Genomic DNA, 9749 nt, shown 5'->3' on the forward strand with positions numbered 1-9749 from the left:
GATCATGATCGAGGCGGCCGAAGCCGGCTGCGCCATCATCCTGCCCGCCGACGGCGTCGTCGCGAAAGAATTCAAGGCGGGTGCTGCGAGCGAAACCGTCGCTATCGAGGCCGTGCCGGCCGATGGCATGATCCTCGATGTCGGCGCAAAGACCGTCAAGAGCGTCACCGACTGGATCGACCGCGCCGCGACTCTGGTGTGGAACGGCCCGCTCGGCGCCTTCGAGATCGAGCCCTTCGACCATGCCACGGTAGCGGCGGCGAAGCACGCCGCTGCACGCACCAGGGAAGGCAAGCTGGTTTCGGTCGCCGGCGGCGGCGACACGGTGGCGGCGCTCAACCATGCCGGCGTCGCCGACGATTTTACCTATGTCTCTACCGCCGGCGGCGCCTTCCTCGAATGGATGGAAGGCAAGCCGCTGCCCGGCGTCGAGGTGCTGAAGCGCTGAGTCGTTCAAGACTCGGCGAGTGGGCGCAGGAATCTAGGGCACGGGCTCATTAGCACGCAACCAGACGCGGATTGATGCGAGCTTGACGAAGGCCAGGTAGTTGGCCGCGAGTTTGTCGTATCGGGTCGCAACACACCGACATTGCTTGATCTTGTTGAAGAACCGTTCGATCAGGTTGCGCGCGCGATACAGATACGAGCTGAAGCAAATCGGGTCTTTGCGATTGCGTTTCGGCGGAAGGTTCGCCCATGCGCCTTGCTGACGGGCAAGCTCCCTGATCCAGTCCGCGTCGTATCCCCGATCCGTGAGCAGCATCGTTCCTGGAAGCAAGGCGCTGAGAAGGACCGAACACAGCCGATTGTCATGCGCCTCACCCGGCGTGAGGGCGAGGTGGACCGGCAGACCATTGGAGTTAACGACCGCATGAATCTTGCTGGTGAGGCCACCGCGTGAGCGACCCATATCTTGCTGAGTGTTGTCTGCGATACAGGCTCCGTGCTGGTGCACGCGCACGACGGAGGTATCGATCATCTGCACCGCCGCGTCACGACCGGCCGCCAGTGCATCCATGATCCGGTCCCAGACGCCAGCCCGCCGCCACCGAACGAAGCGATTGTAACAAGTCGTGCGGGGACCGTAGTTCTCCGGCAGGTCGCGCCAAGGGGCACCTGAACGCAGGACCCAAAAGATGCCATTGAGCACGCGACGGTCATTTACGCGCCGAACGCCGCGCGTCTTGTTCGGCAGCAACGGTCTGATGGCGGTCCATTCGCAATCGCTGAGTTCGTAGCGCATGATTCGAAGCTCCGGTTTTGGAGCTTGAATCACGTCTCGGGCAGCGCCATCAACCCGCCAAGACTTATAGCCTTGCCGCTAATGCTTTGAATTTACTTCCGCTTTCGGCGGCATAGCGGACTTGGCCGGACTTGCCACTGGCTCGACCCGGTCGCGAATGACCCCTAGCAGACATGACGCGTAGCAGCCTGGCTTCGCTCTGGGACCATTGGTTGCGGCCAGGCGCGGCAGTGCTATCTTGTCATCAACCAGGCTCTGCAAGGGAGCCCCGGTGACCAACTGGGGCACTATCGAGTGGTGGAGAACTCCGTTCAGCGCCGTCTGGCTGCCATCCTTGCAGCCGATGTAGTCGGTTACAGTCGCCTCATGGGCGTGGACGAGGACGGCACTCTGACGGTCGTGAGGAACCTCCGCGCCGAAGTGATCGAAACTAGGATCGCCGAGCACCAAGGTCGGCTGTTTAAGTCTATGGGGGATGGCTTTCTCGCGGAATTCCCCAGCGTCGTGAAGGCCGTGGCCTGCGCAGTTGCATTACAGAAGGATATGGCAGCACGGAACGCAGAGCTGCCAGAGGACCGAGCCATCCAACTCCGCATTGGCGTCAACTTGGGGGATGTGATTGCTGAGGATGGCGATGTTTTCGGTGAAGGCGTGAACGTCGCTGCGCGGATCGAGGGACTTGCCCCGGCGGGCGGCATTGCAGTCACCGGCATGGTTCATGACAACGTAGGAAGTCGCCTTGATCTCTCGTTTGAAGACATGGGTGAGCAGCAACTCAAGAATATCGCCCAGCCGGTCCGGGTCTATCGTCTGGGAGCTCCCTCAGGAACATCGGTGCGACCAACAGCGGTAGAACGAATCAAACCGTCCATAGCAGTACTGCCATTTACCAACATGAGTGGTGATCCCGGGCAACAGTACATTTCCGACGGGATCACCGAGGATATCATTACCGAACTCGCCCGCTTTCACGGCCTGTCCGTAGTAGCTCGCCACGCGTCGTTTCATTTTGCCAACAAAGGAAAAAGTCCTATCGAAGTAGCGCGGGAACTGGGCGTTGCCTATGTAGTTGAGGGTAGTCTACGCAAATTGGGCGGCCGAATACGCATCACAGCCCAACTGGTTGATGCCAGAACCGGCAATCACATCTGGGCCGACCGCTACGATCGCGATGCGCAGGATATCTTCGCTATCCAGGACCTTGTTGTGGCCGCAATCGTAACAATGCTGGAGGGCCGTATGCACGCTGCAGAAGCAGCAAAAGCCCGTGCAAAACCAACTACTAACTGGTCGGCTTATGACTGTCTGTTACAAGGCCGCGATCTATGTGACCATCAGCGTGATGCCGAAGCCGTACCCCTACTTGAGCGCGCAATTGCCGTCGATCCGCATTTTGCACTTGCCCATGCCTGGCTGGCGATAGCTCTTACCATGAGCAATGTCATTCTGCTCGATGACGATCAGATGGCCAAGGCTGAGAGCGCTTCGAAACAAGCGCTGGAACTAGATACCAACGACGCCACGTCTCATTGGGCAAGAGCGCTCTACTACCTTTGGACAGGCGACCATGACCGTTCACGCTTCCATTTTGACAGGGCGCTGACACTCAATCCGGCCGATATACAGATTAAGGGCGACTACGCGAACTGGCAGCGCGCCAGTGGCAGGCCGGCCGATGCGTTGGCCACAATCGATGCCGCCATAGGCTTGGGTCCCTTCGTGCCCGATTGGTTTGCAGCGGTTCGCGGCCTGACGCTCTTTGACCTCGGTCGATATGCTGACGCAGTCGAAGCGCTCGAGAGTGTCCCTGTACAACGCTCCAGTGGCTTATTGTACCTAGCCGCTGCGCGCGCGCAATTAGGCGACTTAACTGGTGCACGTGAGGTGATCGCCGAGGTGAAGCTGGTGAAACCGGATTTATCGCTTCGGAATGTGATCCAGGTACTGCACTACGCACGCCCTGAAGCTCAGCAACACTTGATTGATGCCCTGCGGAAGGCGGGGCTGCCGGAGCAGTATGTGCGCCCCTTACGAGCAAGTTGAGTTAACTTCTGCTTGTGGCCCATTGCTTCTTTCAGCTGCGCTGCAAACGTTGGTCGCTTTCGGTGCATAGCGGACGCCGGCACGTCGTCCGCCCGGCTGATTTATGGGTTCACGGCCTAGTTTCCTCGACACAGGGACACTGAAAGATTGCCGTTTGTCGGTGGGCAAGATTTTCACCGTTCATTTCCGTGAAATCAGCGCAAACGCTGGGGATTGGCTGAAGCCCCCGCAGCCTCGTCATCCCAGGGCGAAGCAGCCGCGAAGCGGCGTCGCGGAGACCATGGGATCCATGCCGAGACCTTGATCGAAGGCTACAGCGGAGCAGAATTCTGCACCGCAGCAGCGCTCCAAAGTCACGGCATGGATCCTCGGGTCTGCGCTGCGTCGCTGCGCTCCTTGCTCCGCCCGTGGATGACGACGGAGGACTTTTCAGCCAATCACCAAGGCATGCCGCATGCTAACGCGGACATAGCCGACCGATCAAATTTCCCGTGCTCGAGAACTAAGACTTTCAATCGATTCGAGCTTTCCGGTGTCATTCCTTTGGCGGTAGTGTTCTGCTAGGCGCGGAATACAACCGTCAAGGAGAGCACCATGAGCGAACGTCTCGAAGACATTGCCGCCGCGATCGTAGCCGATGGCAAGGGCCTTTTGGCCGCCGATGAGAGCTCCGGCACCATCAAGAAGCGCTTCGACGTCATCGGCGTGGAATCGACAGCTGACAGCCGGCGCGATTACCGCGAGATGATGTTCCGCGCCAAGGAGGCGATGACCAAGTACATTTCCGGTGTCATCCTCTATGACGAGACCATCCGCCAGAAGGCAGCCGACGGCACGCCGCTGGTCGACATCATCAAAGCCTCGGGCGCCATTCCGGGCATCAAGGTCGATCTCGGCGCCAAGCCTCTCGCCGGCTTTCCCGGCGACACCGTCACCGAGGGCCTCGACGGCCTGCGCGAGCGGCTGGCGGACTATTACAAGCTCGGCGCCCGTTTCGCCAAATGGCGCGCGGTGATCGACATCGATACCGCCAAGGGCGTGCCTTCGATGACGTCGATCGGTTCGAACGCGCATGCTTTAGCCCGCTATGCAGCGCTCTGCCAGGAGGCCGGCATCGTGCCGATCGTCGAGCCGGAAGTCCTGATGGACGGCGCCCACGACATCGAAACCTGCTACAAGATCAGCAAGTCGACGCTGCTGAAGCTCTATAGCGAGCTTTATGCGGCGCGCGTCGTGCTGGAAGGCACCATCCTCAAGCCGAACATGGTCCTCTCCGGCAAGAAATCAGGCAAGACCGACAGCCCTGAAGAGGCAGCCGAGAAGACGATTAAATTGTTCCGCGAGACCGTGCCGGCGGCCGTGCCCGGCATCGCCTTCCTGTCCGGTGGCCAGGACGACGAAGAGGCGACGGCCAACCTCAACGCCATCAACGCCATCGGCCCGCACCCGTGGAAGCTCTCCTTCTCCTACGGCCGGGCCTTGCAGGCGGCCGCGCAGAAGGCCTGGAGCGGCAAGGCGTCGAATGTCGCCGCCGGCCAGGCAGCCTTCATCCACCGCGCCCACATGAACCATCTGGCGGCGCTCGGCAAATGGAAGCCGGCGCTGGAAAAGGCCGCCTGACACGGTTTCTTCAGTAGCGACGAAAGCCCGGGCCCCCAGCCCGGGTTTTGTTTTTCGCGGCCGCCATCCCCACTTTGAGGCTGCGTCGGAAAACGCGCCGGCCATGTCGGATCGCGCCGATGTCGAACGTCCTTGGCAGGAGAGGACAGGAGATAGTCATGCATCGCAATGCCGTCGTTTCGCGGGAGGACTGGTTCGAGGCGCACAGAAAGCACCTCGAGCGCGAGAAGGAGCTGACACGGTTTCGCGACCGCATCGCCGCCGAGCGGCGGCAACTGCCCTGGCTCAAGCTGCGCAAGGACTATGTCTTCGAAAGCGAGCAGGGACCGAAACGATTTGGAGAACTGTTCGCCGGCAAGAGCCAGCTGATCGTCTACCATTTCATGATGACGCCGGGGTCCGATCATCGCTGCGAGGGCTGCTCGTTCCTGGCCGACCACATCGACGGCGCCGACCAGCATCTCAGGCACCACGACGTGTCGCTGGTCGTCGTTTCGCGGGCGCCGCTGGCCGAGCTCCTGCCCTACAAGCAGCGCATGGGCTGGAAATTCGACTGGGTGTCGTCCTATGCGTCGGACTTCAACTTCGACCTGCAGGTCTCCTTCACCGACAGGCAGATCGCGGCGGGCGAGACGATCTACAATTTCGAGAAACGCCCGCTGCGATCGAAGGACCTTCCCGGCACCAGCGTCTTCTATCGCGACGAAAACGGCGACATCTTTCTCACCTTCATGTCGCGCGCCCGCGGCGGCGATGCGCTGATCGGCGCCTACCACTATCTCGACATGACGCCGAAGGGCCGCGACGAGGCCGGCCCTTATCACGGCCTTATGGACTGGGTGCGGCTGCACGACGAATATCAGGACAGGATCAAGGATCGGCCGGACTGCTGCGAGTGACCGGCTCGTTCAACTCGGCCGAAACATGCGCCAGAGCAATTCCAGGAAAAGTGTGAAACGGTTGCGCTCGGCGCCCTCGCCGCAGCCTTCCGTCCGGGCTTGCGTCAAAATAAAGAGATAGAGCGGTTTGCCGTTCCATGAAACGGCGAACCGCTCTATGGCTTTCCGCCATTCAATGGATTTGCCATGCAGCGACTGCTAGCTCTCCTCACCTGGCTCGCCTTCCCGGTCTATGTCTGGCAGGGCCTTGGCGTGCGCCGCCGCACCAGCCGCATGCTGCCGGCGCGCGGCCCGGTCCTGCACGAGATCGCCGGCAAGGCGCCGGCAATCGCATTGCTGGTCCTGGGCGATTCTTCGGCGGCATCCGTGGGCATCGAGCAATCGGAATACGGGCTCGCCGCGCAGCTTGCCGGCCTGATTGCGGAGCGCACCGGCCATGCCGTGCGCTGGCGCACCGCCGGCTTCAACTCGGCGACGTCGGGGCAGATCCGGGATTATGTCCTGCCCAACCTGTCGGCGGATCCCTGGACGCATATCGTGCTTGCCGTCGGCACCAACGACACCAAGAACTTCCATTCCGTGCCGCGCTTCAAGAAGGAGTTCGGCGGCCTGCTTTACGCGTTGCGCGCCAAATGGCCGGAAGCGCGTGTGGTCTGGTCGCCGGTGCTCGAATTCACCCGTGCCCCGGCAATGCCGCCGCTGCTCGGCAAGATCCTCGAAATCCGCGCTATCGCGATGAACCGGATGGGCATGCGCCTCTGCAACGAGCGCGGCGCCGTCCCCGCCGCGCGCCTGCCGATCACCAATCCCGAGGCCGGCTTTGCGTCCGATGGCTTCCATGCCTCGGAAGCGGGCTATCGCGCCTGGGCGGAGCATCTGGCGGATTTGGTGCTCGACGACCAGAACCTCAGTCCGGTTTGAGGATCCTCAGGCCCAGTGGCCCAGCACAGCGGCAAGCGAGATCGCGGCCATGGCAAGCAGCGCCAGCTTCCAGAAGTCGCCCCGACGCTTCAGCCCGGGCCAGCCCAGCGGCTTGATGATCTGGATGAGCATGATGCCGATGATGACAAGGGCGAGAAGTTTCGTCATGCCGCCTTTGACCAGCATCGCTGCCGGCTGTCAAAGCCGTTCTTGGCGCTTCCGGCGGCCGCATCGCTCCTGACAAGCAGGCCGTTTTGCGGGGCTTCGCCAACCTTTCTGGTGCCTGCTTCCGCAACCTGCCAGGCTCCTGACAGACTGCTGTCAGCAGGGGTGTGAGATACTCCTCCCATCAAAAGAGAGGAGTCTGGTCATGAACGGTTTTACCATCCTGCGTAGCGTACAGAACTATGTCGGCAAGATCCGCACCGTGCGGGATGAGATTCGCACGCAGCGTTTCCTGAACACTTTGCCGGCGGACATCCGTAAGGACATCGGCTGGCCGGACCTCTATGACGGCCGCGTGCGTAAGAACTGAAATTTTTGAGCGCACGACTTGGATAACGACCGTGCCGCGCCCAGATGTAATGTCTGTTGAAACGCTGGGTTTCAGGAAAGAAGCCGTTGTTCCGTGGCGGATTCCTGTCAGCCTCCTGACAGTATGTTGTCAGGAGGCCTGCGTTATTGAAGCAGCCTCGAACCTGCGGGAACCGGTTTGGGGACCGCGGCATGCATAGAACCGAGATCAAGGGGTCACACGATGCGCCGCGCCGACAGGCTTTTCCAGATCGTGCAGCATTTGCGTGGCGGCCGATTGGTCACCGCGCAGAAGCTCGGCACATGGCTCGAGGTTTCCGAGCGGACCATCTACCGCGACATAGCCGACTTGCAATCGACCGGCGTGCCGATCGACGGCGAGGCGGGTGTCGGCTACATGATGAGGGAGGGTTTCGACCTTCCGCCGCTGATGTTCACGCGTGACGAGATCGTGGCGCTGGTCGCCGGCGCCCGCATGGTGCGCGCTTTCGGCGGCGCTGCTATGGCAAGGGCCGCCGACGAAGCGCTGGTCAAGATCGGCGCCGTGCTGCCCGATACGGAAAAGGACCGCATAGCACGCACCGAGATCCACACGCCGATGTGGGTGGTGAGCGACGCGGCGCGGGAAGCGATCGACCTGATCGAACGCGCCATCGAGAAGCGGCAGGTTCTGACCATCGACTATTCGGATGAGGCCGGCCGCGGCACCGCGCGCGACATCCGGCCCCTGGGCCTGTGGTTCTGGGGCAAGGTCTGGACTCTGGTCGCCTGGTGCGAGATGCGCGACGATTTTCGCGCCTTCCGCATCGACCGCATCGCCTCGGTTGTCATCGCCGGTCGCATCTACAAGCCGGAGCGCGGCAAGCAGCTCGCCGACTTCTACCGCGCCGTGGAGCGCAGCGAGGACTACGGCATGGCGCCCGACCGCGCGGCACGGACGTGAGCTTTCACCTTCTCCCCTTGTGGGAGAAGGTGGATCGGCGCTTTAGCGCCGAGACGGATGAGGGGTGTTCCAGCGGAGTGAGACGCCGGTGTTCCCTGGAACACCCCTCATCCGTCGCCTTCGGCGACACCTTCTCCCACAAGGGGAGAAGGTAAGGCAGCGCCCTTACTCCTCTTCCTCGTCTTCTTTCTTGTCCTTCGACTTCAGCGCCGAAAGCTTGGCGAACACGGCATTGGCATCCAGTTCCTGGTCCTCGTCCTTCGGCTTTTCCGGGGCCGGCACCAGCCGCTCGGTCAGCGCCGCCGGCAGCAACGTATCGCCGGCAACCGGCTGCGCCTGCTCGCGGCCGCGAGAGGCGCGGTTGACTTCGAGGTCGAGGTCGATCTGCGAGGTCAGGCCAAGGGTCACCGGATCCATCGGCTGCAGATTGGCCGAGTTCCAGTGCTTGCGCTCGCGGATCTGCTCGATCGTCGATTTGGTGGTGCCCACGAGACGGGCAATCTGCGCGTCCTTGAGCTCGGGATGGTTGCGCACCAGCCACAGGATTGCGTTCGGACGGTCCTGCCGCTTCGACAGCGGCGTGTAGCGGGGACCCTTGCGCTTCGTTTCCGGCACCCGCACCTTGGGGTCGGACAGCTTCAGCCGGTGGTTCGGGTCCTTCTCGCCGCGCGCGATCTCGTCGCGGGTGAGCTGACCGGTCATGATCGGGTCCATGCCCTTGATCCCCTGCGCCGACTCGCCGTCGGCGATCGCCTTGACCTCCAGCGGATGCAGCCCGCAGAACTGCGCGATCTGCTCGAAGGAGAGCGCGGTGTTGTCGACCAGCCAGACGGCGGTCGCCTTGGGCATCAGCAGCGTATTGGCCATGTTAAAAATCCTTCTCGTTCGCCCGCGTTCCCGCGCGGGCGGTGGTTTTAGAGCCACCAAAATGGGAAATTCGCGGCCTGTATAAACGCTCCGTCACGATTTCGCAATGTTTTTGGGGAGGAGCGGCCTAGCGCATGACCCCGAAAATCGGAATCGATTTTCGGAAAGGATCATGCGCAAGATCAAAAGTGCTACAGCGTCCTATGCGCGTCCCACAGCGCGTCGCTCGAATTCGTTTCGAGCGGCGCGCTGTGGGCTCCAAAAGACAAAACCCGCTGGACGAGGTCCAGCGGGTTCGGAACCGGAGACGAGCAAGCGTCTGCGACGGCTCTGGCTTCGAGGTCGCAGCCCGGCTTGCACCGGGTCGCGCTTGAAATCAAAGAGCCTGGCGGGCGATACGCTCGATGTCGGCGCGGTTGATGCCGAGGTCGTTCAACTGGCGGGCGTTCAGCTTGTTCAGCTCACGCACGGTTTCGTTGTACAGGCGCCAGTTGCGGAAAGCGCGGATCGGGTTCATTTCAGTCCTCCATTCGTGGGGTCAGTTGTTTCGATGCCGCGTAAATAGGCACCGCTGCCCAGAAATTGAACGGACGCTTTTGCATGGCGGCAATGCATTTGTTGCAATGCAGCATTAGTAAAGGGAGTAGGGGAGTAGGGCAGTAAGGGAGTAGGATAGTGG

The 9749-nt window shown here is 61.6% G+C and carries 11 protein-coding genes; 7 read left to right on the plus strand and 4 right to left on the minus strand.

Going from position 1 to position 9749, the window contains the following annotated elements; translation table 11 throughout:
• The coding region (gene pgk / locus EOA38_RS17545) for a phosphoglycerate kinase (protein WP_127299804.1) at window positions 1–448 on the plus strand (448 nt) is incomplete at its 5' end.
• A 33-nt stretch (window positions 449–481) separates the two neighbouring features.
• On the opposite strand, the gene EOA38_RS17550 is transcribed toward pgk, so the two are convergent.
• On the minus strand, window positions 482–1243 hold the full coding sequence (locus EOA38_RS17550; protein ID WP_127299805.1) for an IS5 family transposase: 762 nt from the start codon (window positions 1241–1243) through the stop codon (window positions 482–484).
• Between the two features lie 294 nt (window positions 1244–1537).
• Between EOA38_RS17550 and EOA38_RS17555 the strand changes: the two genes are divergently transcribed.
• From EOA38_RS17555 to EOA38_RS17570, 4 genes are all read left to right on the plus strand, one after another.
• On the plus strand, window positions 1538–3286 hold the full coding sequence (locus tag EOA38_RS17555) for an adenylate/guanylate cyclase domain-containing protein (RefSeq protein WP_126091535.1): 1749 nt from the start codon (window positions 1538–1540) through the stop codon (window positions 3284–3286).
• Window positions 3287–3880: 594 nt separating this feature from the next.
• Window positions 3881–4906, plus strand: a complete 1026-nt coding sequence (locus EOA38_RS17560) for a class I fructose-bisphosphate aldolase (RefSeq protein WP_127299806.1) — start codon at window positions 3881–3883, stop codon at window positions 4904–4906.
• A 158-nt stretch (window positions 4907–5064) separates the two neighbouring features.
• A complete protein-coding gene (locus EOA38_RS17565; protein ID WP_126091533.1) occupies window positions 5065–5805 on the plus strand; it encodes a thioredoxin family protein in 741 nt (246 codons plus the stop codon).
• Window positions 5806–5991: 186 nt separating this feature from the next.
• Window positions 5992–6726 carry an SGNH/GDSL hydrolase family protein gene (locus EOA38_RS17570; protein ID WP_127299807.1) on the plus strand — a complete coding sequence of 245 codons (735 nt, stop codon included), beginning with the start codon at window positions 5992–5994 and terminating at the stop codon, window positions 6724–6726.
• A gap of 6 nt (window positions 6727–6732) precedes the next feature.
• On the opposite strand, the gene EOA38_RS17575 is transcribed toward EOA38_RS17570, so the two are convergent.
• Window positions 6733–6894, minus strand: coding sequence for a hypothetical protein (locus EOA38_RS17575; protein WP_096874765.1), 162 nt, complete (start codon window positions 6892–6894; stop codon window positions 6733–6735).
• A 202-nt stretch (window positions 6895–7096) separates the two neighbouring features.
• Here EOA38_RS17575 and EOA38_RS17580 point away from each other — a divergent pair, with 202 nt between their 5' ends.
• Together EOA38_RS17580 and EOA38_RS17585 are read left to right on the plus strand one after the other, a co-directional pair.
• Window positions 7097–7261 carry a hypothetical protein gene (locus EOA38_RS17580; protein WP_127299808.1) on the plus strand — a complete coding sequence of 55 codons (165 nt, stop codon included), beginning with the start codon at window positions 7097–7099 and terminating at the stop codon, window positions 7259–7261.
• A gap of 222 nt (window positions 7262–7483) precedes the next feature.
• The gene (locus EOA38_RS17585) at window positions 7484–8203 is read left to right on the plus strand and encodes a YafY family protein (protein ID WP_059189944.1); all 720 of its coding nucleotides are present in this window, start codon (window positions 7484–7486) and stop codon (window positions 8201–8203) included.
• Window positions 8204–8368: 165 nt separating this feature from the next.
• Here the strand turns inward: EOA38_RS17585 and EOA38_RS17590 are convergent, their stop codons facing one another.
• Together EOA38_RS17590 and EOA38_RS17595 are read right to left on the minus strand one after the other, a co-directional pair.
• Window positions 8369–9070, minus strand: coding sequence for a DUF1013 domain-containing protein (locus EOA38_RS17590; protein ID WP_126091530.1), 702 nt, complete (start codon window positions 9068–9070; stop codon window positions 8369–8371).
• Between the two features lie 376 nt (window positions 9071–9446).
• Window positions 9447–9587 carry a DUF1127 domain-containing protein gene (locus tag EOA38_RS17595; protein ID WP_095778147.1) on the minus strand — a complete coding sequence of 47 codons (141 nt, stop codon included), beginning with the start codon at window positions 9585–9587 and terminating at the stop codon, window positions 9447–9449.
• Window positions 9588–9749: the final 162 nt, after the last annotated feature.

Origin of the sequence: Mesorhizobium sp. M1E.F.Ca.ET.041.01.1.1 (assembly GCF_003997355.1) — a bacterium.
Classification (GTDB): Bacteria; Pseudomonadota; Alphaproteobacteria; order Rhizobiales; family Rhizobiaceae; genus Mesorhizobium.